Below are 26,248 nucleotides of genomic sequence, written 5' to 3'. Positions count from 1 at the left end.
ATGCAACCCATCACGGATCAATAAAAAATATCCACGTAATCCGTCAGACGATCGCAGCTTTCCATCTGCTGCAAGCGCCAGTATTTTCGTTTGCCGGTGGCGCGGAATTCGTAGTCGCCGGTGCGTTCGCAGCGGCGGCCTTTGTCCGGGGCGTCCAGAATCAGGATGGTGCCGCGGAAGATGAAGCGGTCGCCGTCGATCGACACGATTTCACCGTTGATCTTCAGCGTGCCTTCGAAGTTGGCCTGCTCGCCATCGATGCGAACGACGTCATTCACGTCCTTGGCGTTCAGCTTGCCGCGCTGGGCGGACCACAGCCATTGCACGGTGACGCCGCTGTTGTTCAGCAGGCGTTCGTAGGCGGCCTGGTTCTTGATTTCGGTTTTTTGCACCGGGACCAGCGCCGTGGCGCTGTTTTGCTGGACGGGGGAATGCGCCCGCAGCGAGCCGTCCGTCTGCGCGGCGATGATCGGCGAGGCCGAGGCAAGGGCAAGGCCGAACATCAGCGGAACCAGCCGGGAAATGCGCGGTGTTCTCTTGGGCGTAGTCGTATCGCGATCAGGCGTCATGTGCAGGGTCATGAATGAAGTGGCTAAGGACATCGCCGCCGTCGTACGAGGGCAGCTACGGGCGCATAAAATAGCACGCAGCTTGCATCCAATTAATGCCGGTTTTCGGTGTTATGTATCCATCGGTTAACCGATGGCGTCGCCGGGCCGCTAAACCAGGAGTCCGAATGTTGATCGTCCATCATCTGGGAAAATCACAATCCGAGCGCATCGTCTGGCTGTGCGAAGAACTCGCCATTCCCTACGAGCTGAAGGTCTATGACCGGGACCCGGTCACGCGCTTGGCGCCGGTTGAATACAAGGCGCTGCATCCGCTAGGCACCGCGCCGATCATCACCGATGGCGATATCGTGCTGGCGGAGTCCACCGCTATCGTTGAGTACATTCTGGCGAAGTACGGCAACGGCAGTCTGACGGTGCCCGCCACCGACCCGGCGTTTGCCGACTATCTTTACTGGTTCCATTTCGCCAACGGCTCGCTGCAACCGAGCCTGATGCGCTGCATGGTGCTGTCGCGCGCCGAGGTGGCTGACGACAAGCCGACCATGCAGTTCGCCCAGGCGCGGCGCAAGCAGGCGTTGAGCCTGATCGACACGCAGTTGGGTAAAACGGATTATCTGGCCGGCAACGCGCTGACCGCCGCCGACATCATCGCGGTGTTCTCGCTGACGACGATGCGGATGTTCTATTCGTTCGATCTGTCGCCTTACCCGAATATCCTGGCGTATCTTCAGCGCATCGGCGCCCGTGATGCGTATCGCCGGGCCATGAAGAAAGGCGACCCGGACATGACGCCGATGCTGACCTGAAGCGAGGGGGGGCTACAGCACCAGCGGCGAGATCTTGTTGCCGTCGATCGACACACCCGCCATCAACCCACTGTTGTTCATGACGAAGCTCACGATGGGTTGTTGAACGGAGTTGGAATCGATGGCGCCGTTGGCGCCGATCGTTGCAACGGCCACGGTGGCGTCGGCGCCGATCGTCCAGCCGCTGCTGGCGCGGAACTTGGCCAATGCTTCATCCGTCATGAACAACAACACCATGGCCTTGGACTGGGCGCCCGCCTGAAAGCCGATGGAGCCCCCCGAGATGCTGTAGTAGCTGGTGTCTTGGCCATTCACCCGCAGTACGCCAGACCCGGATTGGCCACCCACGATGAAGCTGGCGCTGAGCACTGACGGAAACACCAGCACGCCGCGCGCGCGTTGAACCAACTGCTTGGACTGGGGAGAGGCTTCGTAAAGCCGGGTCAAGGTGGCGTTGGTGGCGGCGTTAATTTCCTGGCGCTTTTCAGCTTGAGTGGCCGTCGATTTGGACCCACTCGTCGTGCAACCGGCGAACAGCACGCTCGACACGCCCAACGCTACTGCCGCCAGAGTGGTCCTACGCCATGTTGAAGGGATCTTGTTCATAAGCGTTTCCTTTTGGATGCAGACGGATCTTTTGGATGGGTCATGCCCGGGCGGCACGCCCTGCAAAGCAGATTACTCTCGTTGGCGCGCATTGGCGCAACCTTCTTTGCGCATCTGGGTAAAAATCTGGTGGCGTGAGGCGGTTTACTATCGCGCCATGTTCTTGTTCATCTTGTTCTGGATCGTGCTGGCCCTGGTGGTGGGCGTATTGGCAGTCGGCCGGGGGCGCAAGGGATTTGGCTGGACGATACTGGCCTGCCTGATCAGCCCGCCGCTTGCCGCTGCGTTTTTGTTCGCCATTGCCGACCGGTCGCCCCACGCCCGTGAGCCGGTTCCCCCGACGCATCTGGTCTGCCTGCACTGCGACGGGCGCATCTTGCGCGATGCTCGCGTGTGCCGGCATTGCGGAGCCGATGTCGCCGCCTGAAGCGCAGGCGGCTGAACCGCCGAATCACAGGCGGCTGTGCATGGCTTGTGCGTGTGGACGCTAGCTTGCACTGCGTGATTCAGCGTCTATTTCCGCTGGCCATTGCACCTCGGGTGCTAAACGACGTGCCAAATCCCAGCGCGACGCTTCGTTGGGATCACTGAATTGCGAGACGGGCGGCAGCGCTTGTGGGCCCTGTTGCATGAACGTGCAGACGTAAGCCCACGATTCCCCTTTGTCTTCGCAGAAGCTTAAGGGAAATCGCGTAGCGACCTTGTTCGTGCCGGGTTGGATTACGGCGATTGATACGCCCTCGGAAGTGTATTTACCTTGGAGTTGCCACACCTCGGCCCGCAGGTCGTTCCAGTCGTATTGCTCGGTGGTCAGGTGCCACTTGAAAAATGGATTCCACCAGCTTGTGTGAAATTCATAAACGTAAACTTGGCGCCGCACGCGATTGAAGCGAATGGGCTCGTCCCGGGGCGGGGCGATTTCGTGCCCGATCATGGCTACGGTTGCCCAAATGATGAGGTAAGTACTGCCGACGGCAAGAAGAAAGAACTCGCCTGTCAGGGCGATTCCTTCATCAAATAACATCGTCACGAACGTAAAAATCTGGGATAACGACACCGCAATTAACAGGGGTAACAGGAAAACCCCGAAGCCTCGCCTTCTTGTGGATCTTCGGGAAACCTCCAGCACGACGTCGGTCATCAGGTTTGGCGGGCGATCCAGCCGCGGAGTTAGCGACGGTTGTTCATAGGGAGCCGGCAGATCCGCTTGCCAGCCGGGATGTGGCCTGTGGAACTTCGGCCTCTTAATCCGAGACATCGGTTCCCTCCCTGGGCGTTGTTTGCAAGGTCTCAGCCTTTACTTCGGGGCCGCTACGCGACTCCAGATCCATTTGCGCCGGCCATGAGTCGGTGCCGGGATGGCTTAAATCGTGAGCCCATCCTCGATATGGGGGAAAAAGACCAGGTCTGGGTGCGAGGGTGATTTTGTTGTTGGACGACAATTTTTGCCTTTAGGAAATAGATTGAATGCGTTCTGGAATGATCGGCGCGCGTTTAACGGGATGCGACGGGGGTGATATCCGCATACCCCGCTATGTCGTGAATCTTCGGCCAGGACTTGATGCGTGATGCCGCAGACTCGATAGAGGCGCTAGCACGGCCCACGCAATATCCGTGCCATGTGTGGGGGAAGAAAAATTATCGTCGTGCTATCAATGGCTTAGCGCACTTTGCATGCGCCACCACGACAGCCCCCAGTCGCGAAACACCTGAAAGCAGCGAGTTTCAGCGAAAAATCGAGCCAGATTTGACCCGATAAAAAATAAGTGCCGCGATATCAACGGCTTAGAGCGAGTCAATTTTGGCCCACTCGGGTCAAATCTGGCCCGCCCTCGCTATACTGCCCGCCGACTTCACTTCATACAGGCTCATGCCGACATCGCCGCATTCCCCCGCATCCCCCATGGAAGGCTATTGGTTCCACCTTCCCGACGCGTCCGACACGCTGATCAGAAACGGCAATCACGTCAGGTTGGCGACCGCCGCGCCGCCGTGGATGGTGGTCGATCAAGCGCTTGCCTCTATCACCATCGGCAGCCGCTGGCCCGGGCAACTGTGGCGGGTGCGCGTGCAGGAATTGGGTGACATGTCGGGGCTGGTGGCGCGGCCCGGCTACTGGCGCGCCGCAGCGATCGAGCTGCTTGAAGCCTTGCCGCTGTCGACGTTGTTCGGCGCGCATGGGGATGCCGTGCTCAATATCCTGACGCGCATCAACGGTCTGACCCGCGCGCAAGCCGAAGCGCTGGCTCAAAACGTTGACCCGAATGCAGCCGCTGCCTACGGTCAGGCGTGGATACGATGGGCGCAAGCGGGCGGAGACACCCGGTCTACCGACCCCGACGAATGGCACGGCACGCTAGCCGCGTCCCGTGGGCGCGACAAGGAGCGGTCGCCGCTTCATTCCGGTTTTGTGCTGATTCACACCCAGCTGCGGCAACGCGCCCAAGCCATTGATGGCGACGACGCGTTCGTGCTGATAGAAGAAGACGGCGAAACAGAACAAGTGTTGTCGCCGCTATGGCAGCAAGCCTGCGACGCGCTGTTGTTCGCCGCCATGGCGCAGGGCGCGCCGCAGTATGTCTTGGCCGATGAGGCGCGGGTGTTGAATCGGGCTTGGGATGCAATAACTGAATCGGATTAATCTGCTGATCGCCAAGACGTCCGGCGCGATGCCTTCGGCTTGGGCGCCACGCCCATCCGCGGATCGCGCGCCAGCGCCAGCGTCACCAGCTTTTCCGCCGACGCTTCAAACGCCTCATCGGTTTGCGGCAAGTACAACCACTTAGGCAATTCGGGATGCGGCTGCAAGCTGGGCATGTCATCCATCAACGCCGCTTGCCGCTCGTGCGAAGTGCACACCATCACGCCATCCCATGGCGCTTCACGATCCGCCACGACCAGATACAGCAGGCCGTCCAGATAGGCGGCGTCGCACCCGAACATCTTGCGGCGGGTATAACCGGCGTCACGTTCCAAGGGTTCAAGAATCCATAGCAGCGAGTTCAGGCGGGCAGGGCGCTGCTTGTTGGGCGGGGCGAAAGGATCTGACGGATTGCGCATGAAGGGCATTTTAGGCGGATGGCGACGCGTCGTTCATGCCAAGATTTTCATTTAGACTCTTCGAGCCGTTTCCGATTGTCTCTTGGCCGTCCTGACCACACCCACCCCCCATGTCCGAACACCACCAATTCATCTGCCCACGCGATTTTCATCTGGCGCCGCCCGATTGGCCCGCACTAGAAGCTCGCCTGTTGGACGGCGGCTTTGTGCTGCCCCCGCGCGGCAATCAAATTCCGTATCGCGCGTTGCGGAATCTGAGTTTTGGCTTGGCCGCGCTGAACGAAGGCTCATATCAATATGCAGATTCGATCGCCACGGCGGGCGACGTCATTGCGCAATATGTGCAGGCGGGTTATCTGCCCGCCGATTTGCCGATCCAGCATGACGCGTCCATCGACGAGACGCTGGCCCTGTTGGCCAGCCACGGGATCACCCCCGACGCGCTGTACAACGATGATGAATCCAGTGATTGGCGCAGCCCCCAATACTGCCTGGGTCCGGCAGCCAGGTCTTGCCTTAGCGCCGCGTCGCGCGCGGATTATGATGCGGACCCCAGGCACTTCGCGCTGATGCTGCTGGCCTATCACGGGCCAAATCCGCACGTCGCGGTGGGCGAGAATCTGTCGGAACCCTGTTTGCCGGGTACGGACGAGCCCTTGGAATCCATGCCTCCCTTTGACTCGCACGTGGATTTTATTGTCGAAGCCTATGAGAACCCCGCCGCCCAATGGCATTGCGCGCAGAATGGACGCAGCTATCGGATTCTGGAATTGGATTGGGGTTTCAGTCTGGCGATGGGGTTTCGCACCCTCCGCGCCGAGGGGCTGGACCGGGAAAGCGCCGAAGGGCTGGCGACGCTGATTGGCGACCTGACCGGGCAGCCAATGGTGTGCAGCCACCGCCATACTTGAGGGCGCGGCAGGGGCCTGCCGCCACACTGCCTATAATTCCCCCGTATTTCCCCCAATCTTCGCTTTGACGGCAACCCTGCCGTGCCTCATGTCTACCTCGCCCCTACGCGTGCTGTCGGTCATCCCGCCGATGACGCAGCTGAATACTCCTTACCCGTCCACCGCTTATCTGACGGGCTTCTTGCGCTCGCGCGAGGTGACGTCCTTTCAGGAGGATCTGGCGCTGGCGCTGGTGCTGCGTCTGCTGTCTGCCGATGGCCTGCGCGCCGTGGCGGACAAAATCGCCACGCTGCCGCTTGAAAAGCACACCCCCGCCATCCAGGCCTTCGTGGCGATGGGGCCGCGGTATTTGTCCACCATCGGACCCGCCATCGCCTTCCTGCAAGGCCGCGATTCGACGCTGGCGCACCGCATCGTCGGCCGCCACTTCCTGCCCGAAGGTCCGCGTTTCAGCTCGCTGGACGTCTATATGGACGAAGACGGCGGCGATCCCTTGGGGTGGGCGTTCGGCGCGTTGGGCTTGCACGACCGCGCCAAGCATCTGGCCACGCTGTACCTGAATGACCTGGCCGACGTGCTGCGCGACGCCATCGACTCGCGCTTTGAATTCGTTCGCTACGCGGAATCGTTGGCGGGCAGCCAGCCCACGTTCGATCCCTTGGCCGCGTCTCTTGCCGCGCCGCTGAACCTGATCGACGAGACGCTGCGCGAGCTGACGATGGACGCGCTGGCGCGTCACACGCCCACCATGGTGCTGCTGTCGGTGCCATTTCCCGGCGCCGTCTACGCCGCCTTCCGCATCGCTCAGGCCATCAAGGCACACGACCCCAGCATCATCACCGTGCTGGGTGGCGGCTTCGTCAACACCGAACTGCGCGAACTGAAAGACCCGCGGGTCTTCGACTACTTTGACTTCGTCACGCTAGACGCTGGCGAGCGCCCCTTGCTGGCCCTGCTGGATCACGTGCAAGGCAAGCGCTCGCGCCAACGCCTGGTGCGCACTTTCCTGCGCGACAAGGACACGGGCGCCGTCCAGTACGTCAACCTGGTCGAACCCGACGTCGCCTTCGCGGAAGTGGGCACGCCCACGTGGGACGGCCTGCCGCTGGACCGCTATCTGTCGCTGCTGGACATGCTGAACCCCATGCACCGCCTTTGGAGCGACGGCCGCTGGAACAAGCTCACCGTGGCCCACGGCTGCTATTGGAAGAAGTGCAGCTTCTGCGACGTCAGCCTGGACTACATCGGCCGCTACGAAGGCGCATCGGCGACCGTGCTGGCCGACCGCATCGAAGCCATCGTGCGCGAGACCGGGCAAACCGGTTTCCACTTTGTCGACGAAGCCGCGCCGCCTAAATCGTTGAAGGCGCTGGCCACAGAGCTCATCGACCGCAACGCAGGCATTTCCTGGTGGGGCAACATCCGCTTTGAAAAAACCTTCACGCCGGAGTTGTGCGAACTGCTGGCCGATAGCGGCTGCATCGCCGTATCGGGCGGCCTGGAAGTGGCGTCGGACCGCTTGCTGAGCTTGATGAAAAAAGGCGTGTCGGTGGATCAAGTGGCCCGCGTCACGCGCGCCTTCACCGACGCCGGCATTCTGGTGCACGCGTATCTGATGTACGGCTTTCCCACGCAGACCGTGCAAGACACCGTCGACGCGCTGGAGTACGTGCGGCAACTGTTCGAGAACGGCTGTATTCAAAGCGGGTTCTTTCACCGCTTTGCTTGTACGGTGCATTCGCCGGTGGGAAAGAACCCGGAAGAATACGGCGTGACCTTGCAGCCGCTGCCGGAAGTGACGTTTGCCAAGAACGACATCGGCTTTCATGACCCGACGGGCGTGGACCACGACGCGCTGGGCCGCGCCTTGAAAAAGGCCATCTACAACTACATGCACGGCATCGGGCTGGAAGAAGACGTGCGGACGTGGTTCCCGTTCAAGGTGCCAAAGACGACGGTATCCAGAAACCGCATCAGCCGGGCGTTGAGTCAACAGGGTTAATTGCAGTCTGAGTCCTTGGATAAGTGTTCACAGTCCGACTGCCGGGGCAGTCACAAGGTGGCTTGATGATAAGAAATACTGCACTTCTGGCACTGACGACCGCACTCTTGACGGGATGCGGCCCAAACAAAATCATTGTGGATCTGCCTTCGCCCCAAGGCCAATACCACGTCGAAGTCCGCAAATGCCCTCAGCCGGGCTCCATGTCATCGACCGCGCAAACCCAGGTCTCAGTCCTGAAGTCCGGCATGTCAGAAAACTGCCAGTCTGCGGTGAATGCGTTGGCGCAGTTCCAGTCGTATTCGCCCGACGACCAGCTGCAACTGGAATGGCTCTCGGAGGCGGAGCTGCGGGCTTGGCACCCCGGATTTGATCCGAAGTCCGGGCCTCGTTCGGCTTCGTACAAGGCGGATAACCCAGTCAAGGTGATATTTGCGCCAGCGAAGTGATCGGCGCGTCGTGGGTTCGGCGAGTGCGGCTGCGCGCTACGCCAGCAATGCCAACGCATCGGCAAGCGACAGCACGGTGGTGCGGGACGCAAACGCCGTCGCAAAAAGGTGCTCGTGCACAATCGCATCCGGGTCGTAGCAGCAGTCTTTGACGGTAAACAATCGGTAGTCCGCATCGCTTGCATGCGCAATTGACGACAGCATGACGCCGGTGGACGCAATGCCCACCATCAGCAGCGTATCGATGCCTTGCGCGGACAGCCGCAGTTCAAGGTCCGTACCAAAAAACACGCTGGCGCGATGGGCGGTGATGATCGGCTCATCAGACTGCCGGCCCAATTCCGGCGAGATCTGATCGTCGATGAATAATCCCAGTTGTTTGATGCCTTGCCCGTTTTTATTGAACGGGCTGACTTCGGGATAGCCCGGGCTGAACCGAATCTGCGCGAAATAAATCTTGATCCCTTGACGCCGTGCCGCGTCGCAGAGCGTGCGCGTATTCGCCAGCAAAGTGGGCGCGGCCGAGGGGAATAGGTTGATGATGTCGGTCTGATAATGCATGACCAACAACGCGCAGCGGGCCGGCTCAAGGGTGGGGGCCGAGCTCATGTTCTCCGGCTCCTCACGTGAGTCAGCCTAACCGCACCACACCGTTTCGATATTGTTGTCATCGGCATCCTAGTTTGGAATCAGACTGCATTTTTTTAGCACGAGCCGATGGAAATATTGCAGTCAGACTGCATAAAAAGTGTCAGACTGCGTCTTTTCTCGGGTAAGGGCAGGCGGTCGCCCTTTGGCCATTGCGTTGGGTCATTCAACGACTCAGCTATCGGTATCCAGTGTGTACGTATGACGTTGATAGAGGTCTTCCGATGCGTCTGAACCAGTGCCAGAATTTCCACGACTTTCGCCGCATGGCGCAACAGCGCCTGCCTGGCCCCATCTTCAATTACATCGACGGCGCCGCCGACGATGAAACTACCTACCGCCGCAATACCGACGCCTTCGAGTCCTGCGACCTGGTGCCCGACGTGCTGCGCGGCGTCGAAAACGTGGACATGTCCGTCACCGTCATGGGCCAAAAATTGGCGCTGCCCGTGTACTGCTCGCCCACCGCCTTGCAGCGCCTGTTCCACCACGACGGCGAACGAGCCGTGGCGGCTGCCGCCGGCAAGTTCGGCACGATGTTTGGCGTGTCGTCGCTAGGCACCGTCAGCCTGGAAGAAGCCCGCCAGATCAGCGGCGGCCCCCAGGTTTACCAGTTCTATTTCCACAAAGACCGCGGCCTGAACCGCGAGATGATGGCCCGCGCCAAGACGGCCGGTGTCCAGGTCATGATGCTGACAGTCGACAGCATTACCGGCGGCAACCGCGAGCGCGACAAACGCACCGGCTTCGCCATCCCGTTCAGGCTGAACCTGGCCGGCATCGCCCAATTCGCCGCGAAACCCGCCTGGGCCATCAACTACCTGACGCACGAACGCTTCCGGCTGCCGCAGCTGGACACCCACGTCGACATGGGCGGCGGCGCAATGTCTATCAGCCGCTACTTCACCGACATGCTCGACCCAGCCATGACCTGGGACGACGTCGCCGCCATGGTGCAGGAATGGGGCGGCCAGTTCTGCCTGAAAGGCATCATGTCAGTCGACGACGCCAAGCGAGCGGTGGATATCGGCTGCACCGGCATCGTGCTGTCGAACCACGGCGGGCGCCAACTGGATGGCTCGCGCAGCGCGTTTGATCAGCTGGCGGAGATCGTTGATGCAGTCGGGGACCGCATCGACGTGATGATGGACGGCGGCGTACAGCGCGGCACGCATGTGCTGAAGGCGTTGGCGCTGGGGGCGAAAGCGGTGGGGTTAGGGCGGTATTACTTGTTTCCGTTGGCTGCGGCGGGGCGGCCGGGGGTGGAAAGGGCGCTTGAACAGATGCGCGTGGAAATTGAGCGGGCGATGAAGTTGATGGGGTGTAGGACGGTGGGGGAGTTGGGGAGACGGCAGTTAAGGTTTCGGTGAGGCGGCAGCGGGGATATTTCCAGCTCAATGAAATTGCAGTCTGACAGCCCCCCTAGGTACGAAATTGCAGTCTGATACCGGGCAATCCCGAACTCGCGAACGTTTGAGTTTCAGACCGTAGATGGGCTGATCAAAGGCCGGATAGGGTCTTCGATTGAAGATCCTGACGTGATTCTCAGAGACGGGCTCAAGCGGAACGTACTCATTACGCTAGCCGTCGTTCAAGTGGGACAAGGGCGCCCTCGGTTTACGCTGAACGCCCTTCCCGAGTGACTGTGTACGGCTACGCCGACGGTTTCGCCCCGTCGCAATGCTCCCTGAATGCCTTCTCCCCGGCGTCAGACACTTCAACCCATTTCTGATCCGGCGGCGCGTCTGCGACATAGCTGTCGTGCCAGTTCCACCACTTATACGTCGGCGTTTGCGGATACCCCTCGGGGGAATCCTCCCAGGCTTCCTGCCTGCCCAGCGGCGTGATGTCCAGGTAGTTCCACGTGCCACCCATCTGCTCGTCGCCACGATTATTCAGAAAGTACGTGCGGAAGATACGGTCGCCATCGCGACAGAACACGTTTGTTCCGTGCCATTCATCCACGCCAAAGTCCGCATCGAAGCTGTCGGTGAGCGTGAACCACGGCATCGTCCAACCCATGCTGGTTTTCAAGCGGGCGATGTCGGCTTGCGGCGCGCGCGAGACAAACACCAGCGTGGTGTCTCGGGCGTTCAAGTGCGCCAGATGCGCGACCTGATCGGCCACCATCGAACAGCCCCGGCACGCGTGCTCGGGCCAGCCGTATACGCCGGGTTCGAAGAAGGCGCGATAGACGATGAGCTGGCGGCGGTTGTCGAAAAGGTCGCGGAGCGTTCGCTTGCCGTTCGGGCCGTCGAGCGTGTAGTCCTTATCGACGGGCGTCCAAGGCATGCGGCGGCGCTCGGCGGCCAGGGCGTCTCGGGCGCGGGTTTGCGCTTTTTCTTTCAGCAAGAGCTGCTGGCGGGCAGCTTCCCATTCGTCGGCGGTGACGACGGGCGGCGTGTGCATGCGGCCGGTGGGTGGGGTGGGGGTGGTCATGGTGTGATGCCTCCGGTGGTGATTCCTTCTCGGCTGGGATGAACGGCGGGTTGCGTGGCAGCCCGCTGTAAATGTGCTGAGGGATAGTGTTGCACCGGGGGCCGGGAACCGGGAGTAACAAATGTGGCGCTATTTCAGCTGCGCCTAGTTCTGCTGCGCGTCAAACTCGCTTCTATTCATCACGTCAAAGTACAGCGTGTCGTACCACACCAGGCCCAATGGATACTCCGTGTCCCCGGTTCGCGTGCTGTCGCAATCGTTGTCCAGCCGCAGCCCGAAAAACGCGTCCATGGGCGCAGCGCTGGATCGCTGCGTCGCCAATCGAAGCGCTTTGCCTGCCTGTTCCAAGTCAGCCGATAACGCATCAACCGCAGCGCCCGCCTGCACGCATCGCGCAATTTCTTGTTCTACGCACGCCTTCAATTCGGCCTCTTCGGATTCGGACATCGTGTCTAGCTCAATCGTTTCCAGCAACAGATACGTATCGCGATGCGCTTCAAGAAACTCGATGGTTTCGTCCAGATTGGCGAGCAGTTCGTCGGCGGATGCGCGAGCGGATAGCGATGGGGCTTGCGCGTCGGCGCCTGAAGACACGGCGCTTGAAGATGCATCTTGCCGAGGCGCGAATAGGTGCTTCAGCCGATTGATGAGGGAAGCAGATTGCGGCGCAGCGGCAGCAGCAGGTTCAACGGCGGAAGGCAAATCCGCCGTCGCCGCCCGGATGATTTCCGTGAATCGTTTGACGCGCGCAAAACCCGTATCGAAGTGACTGCTGATCGCGTATAGCGCTGTCTTGCTCTCGGGTTCGTCGCTGTCAAAACCGTCGGCGATTAACGACGCGCACAGCTGCGGATCACCTGACATCAACAGCCGGTACATGAACGGCACGTCGTACGGCCATTCAGAAAGTCCGGAGACGGTGTCCGGACGGTCTGCGTAGGAGCTGGGGCGGTTGCTTAAGCTGTAGAGATACGAACGGTTGGCCATGGGGGTAGTTGCTGCACAATGAGGAGCAATGAGAATACAGGGATAGCAAGGACTCATAAACACGGAAGATCCAAAATCACGGCACCTGTCTTATCGGTTCTGAGCCTGCGAACAGTCGTGTAGTATTCAACCCCATTCAGCGGATAGCTATGCCCTTTGTGGTTAAGCCGTTGTCTGCTGCCAGATCACTTCCCTTATTTCGATACCCACTCCAAGGACGAAGAATTGCATTGCCAACAATGTGGGGCTGAGCACAATGGCAATCAGCGGCTGTGTCTTGAATGCCAGCGCGTGTTGCGGGGTGCGTCGACCCCCAGCCTATTCAACGCCGGTGAAAGTGGATTTGGTATTGCCAAAGGCGGCGTGGCACCGCTGGATCAGCCGCTTGGAGCCAAGGGCGGGCTGTATGCGGGTGGGATCGAGAGGACACACGTTTACGCCGCCACATTCCGCGGAAGGCCAGCCAGGATTTCAGAGTTTCGCGAGTATGGTGTCGCGATAACGGTTTTCTCGGTAGTTGGTTTCGTGTTCGCCCCTTCGGCTTGGTGGCTCGTTCTGCTTTTACCCAGCCTTTTTTCGATCAACGTGGGCACGGGGTTGAGAGACAAACGAGTCCATCGCGTTGCGTCAGTGTTGACTGTGGAAGCGAATAAGTCTGGTCATGTGTTTCTTACCCAAATTGGCGGCGAATGTCCGATTTGCTGTGGTTCGCTAGGACTCAGAGAGATCAAAGACGGCAAACAGACGAAAGCCATTATCCAATGCAAGGAGAATTCTCTTCATCGTTGGGATTACGACCCGAAGGTGCTGGAGGAGTTATCGGGATCTGTGTGAGTTTGGACTGTCAATGCAGCGTCAAACCCCCGCGAACCGCGCCGCCAACTGATCGCAATATCGCACCAGAATCGCCGCATCCACGCCCACTGCCGTAAACAAACTCCCCGCCTCGATATACCGGCGCGCCAGCGTCTCATCCGTCGTCAACACCCCCGGCGCCTTGCCCGCCGCGCGTATGCGCTGGATGGCGCGTTCGACCTCGGCAACCACCTTCGGATGCTGCGGCTCGCCCGGATAACCCAGGCTGGCGGCAAGATCCGCGGGACCAATGAACACACCATCGACGCCATCCACCGCAATCATGGCGTCCAGATTCTCCAGCGCTTCGCCAGTCTCGGCCTGCACCAGCAAACACAGTTCCTCTTCGCAGCGCCGCATGTAATCCGGCACGCGTCCATACCGCGTCGCGCGCATCGTTCCGCTGACGCCCCTTATCCCACGCGGCGCATAACGCATGCCTGCCAGTGCGCTTTGCGCTTCATCCGCGTTCTGCACATAAGGTAGCAGCAACGTCTGCGCGCCAATATCCAAATACTGCTTGATCTGTACCTTGTCATTCCACGATGGCCGCACCACCGGATGGCTCTTATACGCGCTTGCCGCCTGCAACTGCGCCATCACGGTTGGCAGCACCACGGGCGTGTGCTCGGTATCCAGCAGCAGCCAATCAAAGCCGCTGGCCGCCACCAGTTCGGTGCTGTTCGCAGCCCCAAGCGTGACCCACAGCCCAGTCTGATGGCGCTGTTCACGCAGCGCGCGTTTAAACGTATTGATGGGGAGTTCCATGCGCGCCGCCTTATGAAAAATGCACCGAGATGCTGCCCAGCTTGCCGTAATCGGCATGCAGGGTATCGCCGCGCTTCACCGCAACAGTGCGCGTGAAAGATCCCGCCAGCACGATGTGCCCGGCTTCCAGCCCGGCGTCGTGCTGGGCAAGCTTGTTCGCCAGCCAGGAGATGCCCAGCGCGGGATGCCCTAGCACCGCGGCCGACACGCCAGACTCTTCAATCACGCCATTCTTCAGAAGCAGGGCGGCAACCCAGCGCAGATCAATATCCATCGGCCGAACCGGACGACCGCCCAGCACGATGCCCGCGCACGCAGCGTTATCGGCAATGTTGTCGACGATGCGGCGCGGGTACTTGCTGCGGCCGTCAATCAGCTCCAGCGCTGGCACCACGTAATCCGTGGCATCCAGCACGTCGAACAGGCTCACATCCGGGCCGCGCAAGGGCTTGCCCAGCACAAAGGCCAGCTCGACTTCCACGCGCGGCACGATCAGCTTGTCGGTGGGGATGGTCTGCCCGTCTTGATAGAACATCGTGTCCAGCAAATGGCCGTAGTCGGGTTCGTCGATACCGACGGTGCTTTGCATGGCCTTGGATGTCAGGCCGATCTTGTGGCCGCGCAGCTTCGCGCCGTCGGCAATCTTCTGGTCGATATTGCGTTGCTGGATGGCATACGCATCGGCAATCTCAATGCCGGGAAACGCCTGGTCCAACTGCGTGGTGGGCACGCCGCTGCGCTCGGCTTCAAGCAGCAGGCTGGCCGCGCGGGCGCGGTCTTCATCGTTAAGCATGGAAGGCTCCTGATCAGTGCGCGGCGACTTCGTCGGCCACGGGGTTGGACAACACGCCGATGCCGGCCACTTCCACCTCGACCACGTCGCCCGGCTTCAAGAAGCGCGGCGGCGTGAAGCGCACACCTGCGCCAATCGGCGTGCCGGTCGAAATCACGTCGCCGGGCTTCAGCGTGGTCCAGATGGAGATGTAGCGGATCAGTTCCGCGAACGGGAACATCAGGTTGTCGGTGGCGTCTTGCTGCCGCAGTTCGCCGTTCACGCGCGTGGTCACCGTTAGTGGCGCGGCGGGATCGAATTCGTCCGCCGTCACCATCCACGGCCCCATCGAACCGCTGGCGTCAAAGTTCTTGCCCTGTGTCACGTTGAACTTGCCGTGCTTGATCCAGTCGCGCACCGTGCCTTCGTTCAGGCAGGTCAGGCCCGCGATATGGCTCCAGGCGTCTTCGGCCGCAATGCGGCGGCCGGCCTTGCCGATGATGATGGCGATCTCGCCTTCGTAATCCAGCTGCTCGGATTCCGGCGGGCGCAGCAAGGGTTCGCCATGTCCCACGAACGAACCGGGAAAGCGCGGGAACACGCTGGGGTAGGCGGGCGGCGCGCTGCCGTCCTGGTATTCCTCGTTGCGCTTGCCGTAGTTCACGCCGACGCAGATGATTTTTTCAGGCGAGGGTATGGGCGGCAACAGCCGCACCTCGTTCAGCTTGTGCGTGGGGGCAAGCGTGTCGGCCAATTTGGCCAGCGCGGGCAAGGCGTGGGCTTCCAGCGCGTCGCGCAGGCTGGCAAAGCCCTGGCCGTGGCCAAGGCTCTGGCCATCCAGCGCCACGATTTGGTCCTGGCCGCGCAGTGCGCCAAAGTGCGTGCGGCCTTGATGCGTATAGCTAAGAAGTTTCATTCGTCGAATCCAAACAAGCGAGCGGGGTTGTCCACCAGGATTTTCTTAAGCGTTGCGGCGTCGCCCGCATAGCGCGCCAATTGGTCCACCAACTGGCCCTCGTCGGGCGTGGGTTTGGTGGAGACGGGGTGTGGCCAGTCGCTGCCCCACACCACGCGGTCGGGGTTGGCGGCGATCAGCGCTTGCGCAAGCGGCGTCACGTCGTCCCAAGGCGGGCCGGTGCGAGAGATCTTTTCCGTCAGCGACAACATCACCCAGAAGTTGCCGCGACTTAGCAACGACTCCACCAGTTGGCGAGTCGGATCTGCCGCGCCCGCAGTGGGATCGGCACGCCCCATGTGATCCAGCAGCACCGGAATATCCAGCCGTTCAAACTGCGCCGCCTGCGCCATCATGCCGTCGGGCTCTGGCTGAAACTTGGCGTACCAGCCCAGTTCACGAATGCGCGCAATGGCGCGGTCAAACACAGCCGGCGCCATGCTGATGCCCAAGCCCTGACGCGTGAACCGCGCCCCGCGCACGCCCGCATCGTGCAGCTTCTGAATGTAGGCGTCGTCGCGCTCGGCCAGCACCACCGCGTTCGCGCAACCGCGATACGACGGGCCGGCGGCGGCCAGACCGTCCAGCACTACTTGATGATCCGCGCCATAGGTGGTGGCCTGCACGATCACGCCACGCTCGATGCCCAGCAGGCGATGCAGGCCCAGCGCGGTCTCGATGGTGGCGCTGGGCATCTCATACGCCGCGCCGGGGCGCACGGGGTAGCGGTCTGCGGAGCCGAACACGTGAAACTGGCTATCGCAGGCCTTAGCCGGCAGTCGGGTAGCGGGCGCAGTGGGGCGGGGATTGAAGGGTTGGTACTGCGAGGGTGGGTATTGCGGCGCTTGGTTCTGCGACGCTGGATTCTGCGCGGGTTGATTCTGCGAGCTTTGGCTCCGAGTCATTTGGCTTTGAGTCATCGTCTGTCTCCCTTAACCGATCACGGCCACAAAATCGCATTCGATCAGCTTGTCGCCATCCAGATCGGCCTGCATCGTGTGGCGCGCCGGACGGTTCTCCGCATCCGGAAACGCTTGCAGCCACACCGCATTCAACGCCGCGCGCTGGCTGCGGTCGCGCATCCACACCGTCATCTTGGCGATGTGATCCAGCGTGCCGCCGCCCGCTTCCACAATGCGACGCACGTGGTCGAACATCAGTTCGCACTGGCGTTCCAGCGACGCGCCGTACGCGCCCGTGGCGGGGTCGGTGCCCTGGATGCTGCCCGAATACAGCATGGGTCCAATCCGGCACGCGGCCGGAATGGGGTTCTTGTGGCTGAAGCCTTCGGCGTAAATGCTGCGTCTGCTCATGGCGGGTTCCGTTTGCAAAGAAGAGGGTGGGGCGGCATCGCGGCCATCACCAGGCAAGGCCGCGATGCGTTAGGTATTCAGAGCGTGGCTGCTGGCGGGTCAGACCAGGCTGTGGTCCGGCGGCGGTGGTCTGGCCTTAGTTCGCCGTGATGCCCGCCCGCTTGATGATCGGCGTCCAGCGTGCGTCTTCCGCAGCCAGATAGCGCGTGAATTCCTCGGGCGAGCTGCCGCGCGCCTCGGCGCCCAGCTCATCAAAACGCTGAATGATCGTCGGCTGCGCCAGGATCTTGGTCAGCGCCTCGCTCAAGCGTTTCTGCACATCCGGCGGCGTGCCCTTGGGCGCAAGCAGGCCCGTAAACGTGGCCGCCTCCATGCCCTGCACGCCCGCTTCCGCAAACGTCGGCACGTCCGGCATCGACGGCACGCGCTTGGCCGTCGTCACCGCCAACGCGCGCAACCGGCCTTCCTTCACATACGGCAGCGCCACCGAAATCTGATCAAAGTTGAAATCCACCTGGCCGCCCAACAGATCGGTTGTGGCCGGCGCGTTGCCCTTGTATTGCGCCGTCGTCCAACGCGCGCCCGTCAACGACTGCAACAGCTCGCTGACCAGATGATTCGTGGTCCCCGCACCCGGAGACGCCATGTTCAGCTTGCCCGGCTCCTTCTTCGCCAACGCCAGCAATTCAGCCAGCGTCTGCGCCGGCAAGCTCGGCTTCACCTGCAACACCAGCGGCGTGTACGACACCGAACTGATCGGCGCAAAGTCCCGATCCCACTTGTACGCATCCCGCTTGAAAATCAGCGGCGAGAACAGCAGCGGCCCGTTCGCCGCCATGAACAAGGTGTAGCCATCGGGCTCGGACCGCGCCACCTGCTCACCGGCAATCATGCCGCCCGCACCCGGCTTGTTCTCGACAATAAACGGCTGCCCAAACGCCGCCTGCAAACCCGGCGCAATCAGCCGCGCCGCCACATCCACATTGCCGCCCGGCGGATAGGGCACCACGATCTTCACGGGCTTCTCGGGCCACGCGGCGTGCGCCATGGAAGTCAGAACGGTCAGCGCCACCGTGGCGCAGGCGCGAAGCGCATTGCGATGCATGGTTTGTCTCCTGGTCGTGTCATCACGTTTTGTTTGTTGTGTTTGACGACACTCTAGAAATTCCCGCGCCGCTGAACAATCCGAATTTCAAGCAAAGTTCCGGATGTTGGACTCTTTTGGCAGGTTGCTTTGCGGGCGGCTTCTGGCATGACCGGATTTCGCCGCAGAATTACCCTGGGCGCCTATTGCGCACGCGGTTTTATTCATTGTTGAATGTTCAATATCCGGACTACGGAGCCAGACCCACCATGCACTTTCCCGCCAGCGACCTGAACCCCGAACAAACCTACCGCCTGATGAGCGGCATCGTCGTGCCACGGCCCATCGCCTGGATCAGCAGCGTCAACGCCCACGGCGGCGTCAACCTGGCGCCGTTCAGCTGCTACACCTTCGTCTCAAACAAACCCCCCATGATCGGCGTCAACATCGGCCGCAAAGCCGGCAAACGCAAAGACACCGCCGAGAACATCCTGGCCAACCGCCACTTCGTCGTCAACGTCGGCGACGAAACCTTGCTTGATCCCCTGCACGACAGCGCCCAAGAACACCCGCCCGAAATCAGCGAAGTCGACGTGCTGGGTTTAAGCGTGCTTCCCGGCGCCGTTATCGACACTCCCCGACTTGCCGCCGCACCCATCACCCTGGAATGCCGCTTTCACAGCGTTACCCCGTTTGGCGACACCGGCGCGGAGTTCTTCGTGGGCGAAGTGGTGATGTTCCATATACGCGATGGCCTGCTGCAAGACGGCAAGATCGATACGGCATTACTACGCCCCATCTGCCGCATTGGCGGGCCGAACTATGCGTCGCTAGGCCCCATCGTCACCAAGCGCGGTATTCAGCAAACGCCCAAATCCATTATCAAACCGGAGGCCACGTGAGCGAATCAGAAGATAAAAGCGCATCCGGCGCGCAGACGGTACGCAGGGCCTTGGCGCTGCTGCGGCTGATTGCCTGCGGACAAGAGCGCGGCGTGCGGCTGGTGGATCTGGAACGCATGTCCGGCTTGAATCGGCCCACCGTGCATCGCTTGCTGAAGACGCTGGTGCAAGAGGGCGCGGTTGAACAGGATTCAGAAACGAGACGGTATTTGATCGGGCAAGAGATCAGTTTGCTGGGGCTTGCAAGGACAAGGCGCTTTCCGCTGCTAACGCTGGCGGACCCGTATATGAGCGAGCTGGCCGATCAGGTGGGGGATACGGTGTTTTTGAGTATTCGACATGGGCACGATTCGATATGTATTGGGCGGCGGACGGGCAGGCATCCGATACAGGTGCTGTCGATTGAAGTGGGGGTTAGACGGCCGTTGGGAGTCGGCGTGTCGGGGGTGGCGTTGTTGGCGAGTTTGGGAAGGGAGGAAAGTGTGGAGTTGGTGCGGGGGAATGCGGCCAGGCTGGAGGTGATGGGGGAGCGGGTGGAGGATGTGATTGCGCGGGTTGAGGTGGCGCGAAGGGAGGGGATTGCGCATGCGCCGGCCGGGCTGATGCCGGGGACTAGTGCGGTGGCGGTGCCGGTGTTGACGGAGGGTGGGGTGGCCTTGGGGGCGATTACGGTGACGGCGATGGCGGAGAGGTTGGGGGTGGAGAGGGTGGGGATGGTGGTGGAGAGGATGAAGGCGGCGGCGGGGGGGATTGCGGGGAGGTGGGGAAGGGTGGAGGGGCGGGCCGGACAGTAAAGGGCTGTCCTGTTACTTGTACGAGCCCGTGAGTTCGAAGAGCCCCCTCCGACACCGGCGCGTCATGGCATGCAGAAATGCCGCGGTGCTCCTTCTATAGCTGCTTCGATAGTGGAGTTGCAAAAATGCCATTCGCGTGCAGTGTGCTGTAGCTACTTTCAGCACCTCGCTTAACTCAGGGCTGCGGCGGAGTGCGTGACTTAACCTCAACCCTTGGTGTAAAAGCTTCGTTACAAGCTGAATTCAATGCTCACTCTCTTGGCGCATCAGAGATCTCGCCACGATCCAATTGGAGAAACCTAGTTGCTTAACCCTTCACTGCAACACTTTAAACGCGCCGCCCTTGAAATTGCCAAGCATGGTGACAATGACACTCTTCCGTTCGACCTGGATGTGCGATTCTGTGGGGATAAGGCGGACTCATTTGCTGCAATTGCTAGTGGTTTTTTTTGCGAACTGAGTGCAGGGCCTATAAAGAAAAATCATGAACGCATAGCGGAGTTGACGATCTGGAACGAGCGTCTCATCGCACCCTCTGGCCCTGCGGGGTTTAGAGTGGTCACAAAAATGCACCCATTCTGGAACGTGTATCTAAACGGGATCGCCATCTCGATAGCCGAAGCGTTGGAACCATTGCGTGAATCGACGGCATATTCGTATCGTTTTTTACCAGATGGAGGCGAGCGAATCTTCGACGAGTCTCGTTCTTGGCGAGCCTTCAAAGAGGCTACCGTCGCCGCTGCAGTTGCGGCAGGACCGGATGCAGTTGTAATACAAACCGACATTTCTAGCTTCTACGAGCACGTATCCCATCACTATATAGAGAACTGCATTTCCGATCTTGATAGTGGTCGACCGCAAATAGCCAGCCAAGTAAACGCAATTTTGAATCGATTGTTTGCTGGTCGTTCGTTTGGGCTGCCAGTGGGAGGCCAAGGAGCCCGAATTCTGGCAGAGCTTTTTTTGCACCAAATCGATATGGCGCTTTCAGATAAGCGAGTGAGTTGGCATCGCTACGTTGATGACTATATTCTGGTGGCTGCTAATACGGAAGAGGCATATCGCATCCTTGGAATTTTAGCGCACTCGCTGATGGACTACGGGCTTACGCTAAACAAATCCAAGACCGTTTTTCTAACATCGAAACACTATCAAGATTACGTGAAGGCGCAGTTGGGAGCGGGTGACGGCGAGGCTACCAAGCTGCGTGACATTGACCTAAAATTTGACCCATATTCTGATTCTCCTCGTGATGATTACGAATCTCTGAAAGCAACGGTAGAAACGCTGGAGGTCCGTCGTCTATTGGCCAGGGAATTAGAAAAGTCGTTACCTGATAATTTTCTGGTTGCTCAGATAAGCCGAACGATGCCATTGCATGAGCCCAGTGCTGCACTGGAAATTGCGATAACATTGCTCAGTAAGGAAAATCTCCATGCTTTCCGCTCATCATTTTCAACGATAATGCGCGGTTTTGCCAATTTAAGATCCAATCCAGATTTCAGCCAGATTTATAAGACGTTGGATATGTTGTTGGATGAGGTTCCCGCGCATTCGGCGCATCTGCTAAAAGTAGATGCCAATCTTCTCCACTATCTTCGGTGTCTAAGGTTTACCAGTTCAATAAAGCGTAGTCAATTTGTACGGTTAACTTTCGACGAGACGCAGTTGGATACCGTGCGAAGAGCTTGTATAGATTGCTGGCGAGGGTGGAAGGATAGAAGAGTTTTTAACTACCTGAGAAATCGATGGGCGCAAATGACAGTCGAGTGCCAAAGATTATTTTGGTTGTTCTCTCATTGTTTCGGCGACGAGGGCGACAAGGCAAGGCAACAATTTAAAAGAGCTGCTGCAGCAAATTGGGAACTTGGCGTCGAGCTACCGTTTGATGAGGTCGCTGATAGAGCAAAAATAAGCAAACATCCACGAGGAACCGAACCTCGTTTCCCTGCGGTTTTTACGGAGTGGGCGAAGGAGCTATCAGATGCAACTTGACCCGAGGACCGTAGCTAGAGACATTCCGGGGATCGTGGACGAGACCTTTCCACAATTAACGGCAGGTACGGTTGCACATTTGAATACACAGATAGATTCAATGGAAATTTCGCCCGTGCCCGCCAATTTGCTGTCGCGTTCGAAACTTCAGAAAGCAATGCTATTTGAACTCGCTTACACCGTAGGAGAGCATTTACTACAAGGCGAGAAGAATCTAGATTGGGATAAATGCTTCAAGGAGACCATAAAGCGTCAACGTGTCTACTTTGATGCCAAACTTCCGGATGTACTTGAGGCTCATGATGCGGAAATTGCAGTAATAGTGGGCAGTAATTTAGCCAAAGGTCTTAATGAAATTAGTCATATGCGAGGCGAGAAAATTATTTCCCGTCCAGTCGTTCCGGGGCTGGAGTGGGTTTCAAGCGGAGTAGGTGATTTTTCGGTGGGGCACACTTTAATTGAAGTGAAGTGCACGATTAAGCGCTTTTCCTCCGCCGACTATCGTCAAGTTGCGATATATTGGTTGTTGAGTTACGCGGCCTCTGTCGAAGGACGCGGTGAGGAATGGCGTGATTTTATTTTGCTTAATCCCAGAAATGGCGAAAAATTGACTATGAAATTTGACGATCTTCTGTCCATGGTAGGCGGGGGGCGTACGAAAATTGACGCATTGCAATTGTTCCAATCGTTAATTGGTTCGCGTCTCAGATCGTAAATGAGGACCCAAGCTCGCAACACCTGGATCTACACTTTTGAATTGGATGGCAAACTGCAATTTCGCAGTGGGAAGTGCGTAAATTTCGCTATGACGTGTCTGCCTGCTATTCCAAAATCACGGAGCTTCGATTTATGGCTATTGAGTGGGATGTTGCGCTAAAGGCTGGCGCCGTTCTGGCGGGACTGATTGGCGCGACAAAGGTTATCTATGAGCTGATCGTAGGGTCTCATGGCCGCCGAAGAGACGAATATAAGTTTGCAAGGGATTTTTTTCGCGACCTTAAAGATGAGGCCGGAATGCATCCTTTTCTCAAGGAAAAGGGTTGTCAGGCCGTGGCAGGCGATGCTCACGTTTCCGCAGCTGAGATTGAGTACGTACTCTCTTTGGAGCGGCCGGATCGGGCTTTGAGAGATTTTGTGCTTGGACGACCTTATCTGCAATTTTCAAAAGTAGACGGCTTTGGGCGGCTGGGCTTTCGTCCAGAGTACGAAAAATCTTGGTCGCGCCTGTGGAGAAAAATCTATTTCACCATTTGCTATGGGTGCTTATTTTTTCTCGCAATTTCGCCATTCGTGCTATCTAGTTGGCTCGGAAGAGGAGTCCTGGAGACCGTTTGGGATTTGGGAGTGCTGTTCGTACTGTGCGGCCCGCTTACCTGGATGGCACTGGTGTCGCTAACCCGCGTTTGTCGAGCGGAGAAACTGGTCAGAGATCAGAGCGCACACACCCAGACTCTGTTAGTTTGTAAAAAAGGGGCCGCTCCCGTAGGTCGCTGTTAGAGAGGCAATCGCGATAGTCGCTTCTTCATAAGTTTTCCTAAAATGAAAGGTAAAACATGACGTGGCAGACGGCAATCTTGCATGAGGTGACTAAGAATGCGCCGTCTGACACCTATATATTTGCGGTTTGATGCATCCGGTCGGCGAGCGGTCGCTTGCTCGCTGGGAGCAGTCAGAAGAGATGGCGAGAAACGGTCCCGCAACGTTTGAAACGGCGGATTTCCCCGAACGGTGATGCAGTACAGCGAATATGGAAGCGCAGCTTGTCAGTGACGTTACAGTCGATCAATCAGCAGCTCAAAGTACATAACGCAGCTATCGTCAAACAAACTGCGGGGGCGTCGGATTTCGCTTGTTGGCGAATGGCACACACAGATTTATGAAAGCGTGCCAGCCACTCGTCAGTTGGGCATCGATATGCTACCGTCTCGGCTGCCTTTTCTTCTTGGATACTACATAATCATGCAACAGTTATCACCTACAGAGCGCAAGATGTGGCGCGAAGTGCCGACGGAGTCCCGGCAAGAGTCATCCGCAGAAGAAATCAATCAAAAGTATGCCAAGCGCGAGCTTCGAATTGTCACAGAAACCAATCGTGAGCAACTGCCGAATTTTGTTCAGGCAATGCAAAGAGAAGGATGGCTCAAGCTGCAACCGTTTTATCAACGTCGGCAACGATGGGACGACAAACGAAAGTCGAAGCTGATCGAGTCTTTTATAATGAACGTTCCAGTGCCGCCGTGTTTTCTTTACGAATCAGATTTGGCTCGATTTGAAGTTATGGATGGCCAGCAAAGGATTTCATCCATCGCGGATTTCTATGAAAATAGGTTCAAATTAAAAGGCTTGGAGCAATGGCCAGAGCTGAATGGATTAATCTATGATCGCCTGCCATCTGAAATCCGACGCGGGCTTGATCGGCGGTCCATTTCATACATTGTCCTACTGAAAGAATCAGCTAACACTCGCGACGAGGAGCTACTGCTTCGCCAACAGGTATTTGAACGCCTCAACACCGGTGGTGTTGAGCTTGAGAATCAAGAAGTAAGGCATTGCATTTATCATAACGAATTCGATGGCTTGCTGATCGAGTTGTCCCGCCATCCTGCGATGCGCGATGCTTGGGGTCTTCCTAGATATGAGACAGAGGAAGATGAAAACCCCCCTATAAAACTACTTACGAACCCTCATTTCAGCAAAATGCGCGATGTCGAGTTCGTACTGCGCTGCCTTGCACTGCGGCATGCAGAGCATTATCGTGGGGGCATGCAGCGCTTTCTTGACCAATACATGGTCCGGAGTCGACATTTTTCATCAGATGATATTCAGTTTTTGCGTGACCTGTTTACCAATACAATTGAACTAGCGCGCGTCATTTTCGGCGATAACTTGTTCAGACCATGGAGTGTCAAAGCCGGGAACTGGACTCCAAAACCACAGATAGCCTATGCGGACGCATTAATGGTCGCGTTAAGCGAACGCATTGACGAAAAGGCGATGCTGATCAATGCGCGCGATCGCATTATTGCGGGCGCGAAGGGGCTTATTGAGGAAGAGCCAACTGGTACGTTCACGGGACAGGGCAACACTCGCGAAGCGGTCGAGGCCCGCATTGCGGCCTTCCGCAGACTGCTTACCTCAATCCTAGAAGGAAATTGACTGCAATGTTCGAGTCGGTTCTTTCGCGTCTACACAATACGTTAGACGACTTGTCTGCTGTTGTTAAGTGGCACGATCGCCTGCGGCAATCTATATTTGCAGCCGCTGTCGGCGTACAACCCATTGTGATCGATGAAGCTGCGTTGAATATATTGAGAACGGAGGCGCCGGACAATATAACGTGGAGACTTTTCGATCATTGCGCGGCGATAACCCGCATTTATGCAGTATTTGAACAATGCATCATTGAACTTGTGGAGGAGTATGCGGGCTTTTTGCCCAAAGTTTTTCCGAACTACGCAAAGCTCGATGAGGATGTAAGAAATAGCCATAGAGTTGGAGTCGGGCACGTACTCATGAAATGGAGTGCGACGAAACCAATTTACGGAAAAATTGCTGAGACTTCAATTGCTGGCGGCTTGGTGGATGGCTTGCGTGGCACGTCCTACACTCTGCTTGCGGATGCCTTCTTGACGGATTCAGATAATTATCGGCCGGACACACTGAATCGAGTTTTCAAGAAGATTGGCTTTGATGACGCTTATTCATTCGTCAGAAATTCACCGGAGGTGATTGACTTTTGCTCAAGTAAATTATTGGGTGAGCACACGGCCGACTCCTACCTAAATAAGTTTGTTCGGGATCGAAACGATGCAGCTCATGGTGAAGTTTCGGAAATAGCCAATGTTGATTCTCTTAAGAATTATGTGCTATTCGCAATATTGGTTGCGGAAGCACTGGCTAGTTTGTTGCGCAGCACCCTAATAAAAAATGGAGTCTCCTCTGGCGCCACATTGGAAATCGGCGACGTGGCTCAACGCTTCTCGAACAATGTAGTCGGCGTTCGCGCAACGAGCACCACGAAGATCTTTATTGGGCAACAGCTATACGTGGGGAGAAAAACCATTGAGCTGGTGACCGTCGAGAGCTTGCGCGTGGGACAAACTGACTCGACTGAGATCCAACTGGCGCCTGGAACGGAGTTCGGTGCTCGTTTAAGCAAAAAGGTAAGTGAAGCAGCGAAGCTCTATGTTACGACCCTATGACTCGAGACGACACCTGATTCAGTCCCAAACTGCAAGCCTCAACCTATCTCACTGTTATCGCAAACTTATAGCGGCGGCAAAGTTCACATTAATATCAATTAGCCTTGCAGCACGCGACTAGCTCGAGG

The 26,248-nt window shown here is 58.2% G+C and carries 28 protein-coding genes; 15 read left to right on the top strand and 13 right to left on the bottom strand.

Annotation, left to right across the window (positions count from 1 at the left end):
- Positions 1 to 17 precede the first annotated feature (17 nt).
- Positions 18 to 602 carry a hypothetical protein gene (locus HV765_RS06990; protein WP_254600485.1) on the bottom strand — a complete coding sequence of 195 codons (585 nt, stop codon included), beginning with the start codon at positions 600 to 602 and terminating at the stop codon, positions 18 to 20.
- A 134-nt stretch (positions 603 to 736) separates the two neighbouring features.
- Between HV765_RS06990 and HV765_RS06985 the strand changes: the two genes are divergently transcribed.
- Positions 737 to 1,378, top strand: coding sequence for a glutathione S-transferase family protein (locus HV765_RS06985; RefSeq protein ID WP_175169216.1), 642 nt, complete (start codon positions 737 to 739; stop codon positions 1,376 to 1,378).
- A 12-nt stretch (positions 1,379 to 1,390) separates the two neighbouring features.
- Here the strand turns inward: HV765_RS06985 and HV765_RS06980 are convergent, their stop codons facing one another.
- Complete coding sequence (locus tag HV765_RS06980) at positions 1,391 to 1,984, bottom strand: BPSL1445 family SYLF domain-containing lipoprotein (protein WP_175169215.1); 594 nt, start codon at positions 1,982 to 1,984, stop codon at positions 1,391 to 1,393.
- Between the two features lie 106 nt (positions 1,985 to 2,090).
- On the opposite strand from HV765_RS06980, the gene HV765_RS06975 reads away from it, so the two are divergent.
- Positions 2,091 to 2,411, top strand: a complete 321-nt coding sequence (locus HV765_RS06975; RefSeq protein WP_175169214.1) for a hypothetical protein — start codon at positions 2,091 to 2,093, stop codon at positions 2,409 to 2,411.
- A gap of 60 nt (positions 2,412 to 2,471) precedes the next feature.
- On the opposite strand, the gene HV765_RS06970 is transcribed toward HV765_RS06975, so the two are convergent.
- A complete protein-coding gene (locus HV765_RS06970) occupies positions 2,472 to 3,125 on the bottom strand; it encodes a DUF6708 domain-containing protein (RefSeq protein ID WP_175169213.1) in 654 nt (217 codons plus the stop codon).
- Between the two features lie 729 nt (positions 3,126 to 3,854).
- Here HV765_RS06970 and HV765_RS06965 point away from each other — a divergent pair.
- Positions 3,855 to 4,625 carry a hypothetical protein gene (locus HV765_RS06965; RefSeq protein WP_175169212.1) on the top strand — a complete coding sequence of 257 codons (771 nt, stop codon included), beginning with the start codon at positions 3,855 to 3,857 and terminating at the stop codon, positions 4,623 to 4,625.
- Here the strand turns inward: HV765_RS06965 and HV765_RS06960 are convergent.
- A complete protein-coding gene (locus HV765_RS06960; protein ID WP_175169211.1) occupies positions 4,622 to 5,044 on the bottom strand; it encodes a hypothetical protein in 423 nt (140 codons plus the stop codon). The genes HV765_RS06965 and HV765_RS06960 overlap by 4 nt on opposite strands.
- A gap of 110 nt (positions 5,045 to 5,154) precedes the next feature.
- On the opposite strand from HV765_RS06960, the gene HV765_RS06955 reads away from it, so the two are divergent.
- The 3 genes from HV765_RS06955 to HV765_RS06945 all read left to right on the top strand — a co-directional run bounded on the left by HV765_RS06955 (position 5,155) and on the right by HV765_RS06945 (position 8,406).
- Complete coding sequence (locus HV765_RS06955) at positions 5,155 to 5,955, top strand: hypothetical protein (RefSeq protein WP_175169210.1); 801 nt, start codon at positions 5,155 to 5,157, stop codon at positions 5,953 to 5,955.
- Between the two features lie 88 nt (positions 5,956 to 6,043).
- Positions 6,044 to 7,957 carry a B12-binding domain-containing radical SAM protein gene (locus tag HV765_RS06950; RefSeq protein ID WP_175169209.1) on the top strand — a complete coding sequence of 638 codons (1,914 nt, stop codon included), beginning with the start codon at positions 6,044 to 6,046 and terminating at the stop codon, positions 7,955 to 7,957.
- Positions 7,958 to 8,160: 203 nt separating this feature from the next.
- Positions 8,161 to 8,406: a hypothetical protein gene (locus tag HV765_RS06945; RefSeq protein ID WP_254600484.1), complete on the top strand. Its 246-nt coding sequence runs from the start codon at positions 8,161 to 8,163 to the stop codon at positions 8,404 to 8,406.
- Positions 8,407 to 8,442: 36 nt separating this feature from the next.
- On the opposite strand, the gene HV765_RS06940 is transcribed toward HV765_RS06945, so the two are convergent.
- Positions 8,443 to 9,015 carry a cysteine hydrolase family protein gene (locus HV765_RS06940; protein WP_175169207.1) on the bottom strand — a complete coding sequence of 191 codons (573 nt, stop codon included), beginning with the start codon at positions 9,013 to 9,015 and terminating at the stop codon, positions 8,443 to 8,445.
- Between the two features lie 263 nt (positions 9,016 to 9,278).
- Here HV765_RS06940 and HV765_RS06935 point away from each other — a divergent pair, with 263 nt between their 5' ends.
- Complete coding sequence (locus HV765_RS06935; RefSeq protein WP_054425382.1) at positions 9,279 to 10,424, top strand: alpha-hydroxy acid oxidase; 1,146 nt, start codon at positions 9,279 to 9,281, stop codon at positions 10,422 to 10,424.
- A 283-nt stretch (positions 10,425 to 10,707) separates the two neighbouring features.
- On the opposite strand, the gene HV765_RS06930 is transcribed toward HV765_RS06935, so the two are convergent.
- Complete coding sequence (locus tag HV765_RS06930) at positions 10,708 to 11,493, bottom strand: DUF899 domain-containing protein (protein ID WP_254600483.1); 786 nt, start codon at positions 11,491 to 11,493, stop codon at positions 10,708 to 10,710.
- Between the two features lie 144 nt (positions 11,494 to 11,637).
- The gene (locus tag HV765_RS06925) at positions 11,638 to 12,480 is read right to left on the bottom strand and encodes a DUF7822 domain-containing protein (RefSeq protein WP_175169206.1); all 843 of its coding nucleotides are present in this window, start codon (positions 12,478 to 12,480) and stop codon (positions 11,638 to 11,640) included.
- A 156-nt stretch (positions 12,481 to 12,636) separates the two neighbouring features.
- Between HV765_RS06925 and HV765_RS06920 the strand changes: the two genes are divergently transcribed.
- On the top strand, positions 12,637 to 13,314 hold the full coding sequence (locus HV765_RS06920; protein ID WP_175169205.1) for a hypothetical protein: 678 nt from the start codon (positions 12,637 to 12,639) through the stop codon (positions 13,312 to 13,314).
- 21 nt (positions 13,315 to 13,335) lie between these two features.
- On the opposite strand, the gene HV765_RS06915 is transcribed toward HV765_RS06920, so the two are convergent.
- The 6 genes from HV765_RS06915 to HV765_RS06890 form a co-directional block, all read right to left on the bottom strand.
- Positions 13,336 to 14,103 carry an aldolase/citrate lyase family protein gene (locus tag HV765_RS06915; RefSeq protein WP_175169204.1) on the bottom strand — a complete coding sequence of 256 codons (768 nt, stop codon included), beginning with the start codon at positions 14,101 to 14,103 and terminating at the stop codon, positions 13,336 to 13,338.
- Between the two features lie 10 nt (positions 14,104 to 14,113).
- Positions 14,114 to 14,896 carry a 2-oxo-hept-4-ene-1,7-dioate hydratase gene (gene hpaH / locus HV765_RS06910; RefSeq protein ID WP_175169203.1) on the bottom strand — a complete coding sequence of 261 codons (783 nt, stop codon included), beginning with the start codon at positions 14,894 to 14,896 and terminating at the stop codon, positions 14,114 to 14,116.
- 13 nt (positions 14,897 to 14,909) lie between these two features.
- Positions 14,910 to 15,791: a fumarylacetoacetate hydrolase family protein gene (locus HV765_RS06905; protein ID WP_175169202.1), complete on the bottom strand. Its 882-nt coding sequence runs from the start codon at positions 15,789 to 15,791 to the stop codon at positions 14,910 to 14,912.
- The gene (locus tag HV765_RS06900) at positions 15,788 to 16,735 is read right to left on the bottom strand and encodes an amidohydrolase family protein (protein WP_420840110.1); all 948 of its coding nucleotides are present in this window, start codon (positions 16,733 to 16,735) and stop codon (positions 15,788 to 15,790) included. The genes HV765_RS06905 and HV765_RS06900 overlap by 4 nt, the downstream gene beginning before the upstream one ends.
- Positions 16,736 to 16,762: 27 nt before the next feature.
- Positions 16,763 to 17,143, bottom strand: a complete 381-nt coding sequence (locus HV765_RS06895) for a RidA family protein (protein ID WP_127184872.1) — start codon at positions 17,141 to 17,143, stop codon at positions 16,763 to 16,765.
- Positions 17,144 to 17,279: 136 nt separating this feature from the next.
- A complete protein-coding gene (locus tag HV765_RS06890) occupies positions 17,280 to 18,248 on the bottom strand; it encodes a Bug family tripartite tricarboxylate transporter substrate binding protein (protein WP_175169201.1) in 969 nt (322 codons plus the stop codon).
- A 248-nt stretch (positions 18,249 to 18,496) separates the two neighbouring features.
- Here HV765_RS06890 and HV765_RS06885 point away from each other — a divergent pair, with 248 nt between their 5' ends.
- The 7 genes from HV765_RS06885 (at position 18,497) to HV765_RS06855 (ending at position 26,120) form a co-directional block, all read left to right on the top strand.
- Positions 18,497 to 19,129, top strand: coding sequence for a flavin reductase family protein (locus HV765_RS06885; protein WP_175169200.1), 633 nt, complete (start codon positions 18,497 to 18,499; stop codon positions 19,127 to 19,129).
- Entirely contained in the window at positions 19,126 to 19,923 is a 798-nt protein-coding gene (locus HV765_RS06880; protein ID WP_175169199.1) for an IclR family transcriptional regulator, read from the top strand. Before HV765_RS06885 ends, HV765_RS06880 begins: the two co-directional genes overlap by 4 nt.
- A gap of 303 nt (positions 19,924 to 20,226) precedes the next feature.
- Positions 20,227 to 21,918 (top strand): RNA-directed DNA polymerase, encoded by a 1,692-nt coding sequence (locus HV765_RS06875; RefSeq protein ID WP_175169198.1) that lies wholly within the window; start codon positions 20,227 to 20,229, stop codon positions 21,916 to 21,918.
- On the top strand, positions 21,908 to 22,633 hold the full coding sequence (locus HV765_RS06870) for a hypothetical protein (protein ID WP_254600482.1): 726 nt from the start codon (positions 21,908 to 21,910) through the stop codon (positions 22,631 to 22,633). Before HV765_RS06875 ends, HV765_RS06870 begins: the two co-directional genes overlap by 11 nt.
- 74 nt (positions 22,634 to 22,707) lie before the next feature.
- A complete protein-coding gene (locus HV765_RS06865; RefSeq protein ID WP_175169197.1) occupies positions 22,708 to 23,415 on the top strand; it encodes a hypothetical protein in 708 nt (235 codons plus the stop codon).
- Between the two features lie 462 nt (positions 23,416 to 23,877).
- A complete protein-coding gene (locus HV765_RS06860) occupies positions 23,878 to 25,074 on the top strand; it encodes a GmrSD restriction endonuclease domain-containing protein (RefSeq protein ID WP_217483342.1) in 1,197 nt (398 codons plus the stop codon).
- Between the two features lie 5 nt (positions 25,075 to 25,079).
- A complete protein-coding gene (locus HV765_RS06855; protein WP_175169196.1) occupies positions 25,080 to 26,120 on the top strand; it encodes an MAE_28990/MAE_18760 family HEPN-like nuclease in 1,041 nt (346 codons plus the stop codon).
- Positions 26,121 to 26,248 lie beyond the last annotated feature (128 nt).

This window comes from Achromobacter kerstersii (assembly GCF_902859595.1).
Taxonomy (GTDB): domain Bacteria; phylum Pseudomonadota; class Gammaproteobacteria; order Burkholderiales; family Burkholderiaceae_B; genus Achromobacter; species Achromobacter kerstersii.
This window is presented reverse-complemented; position numbering and strand designations above follow the sequence as displayed.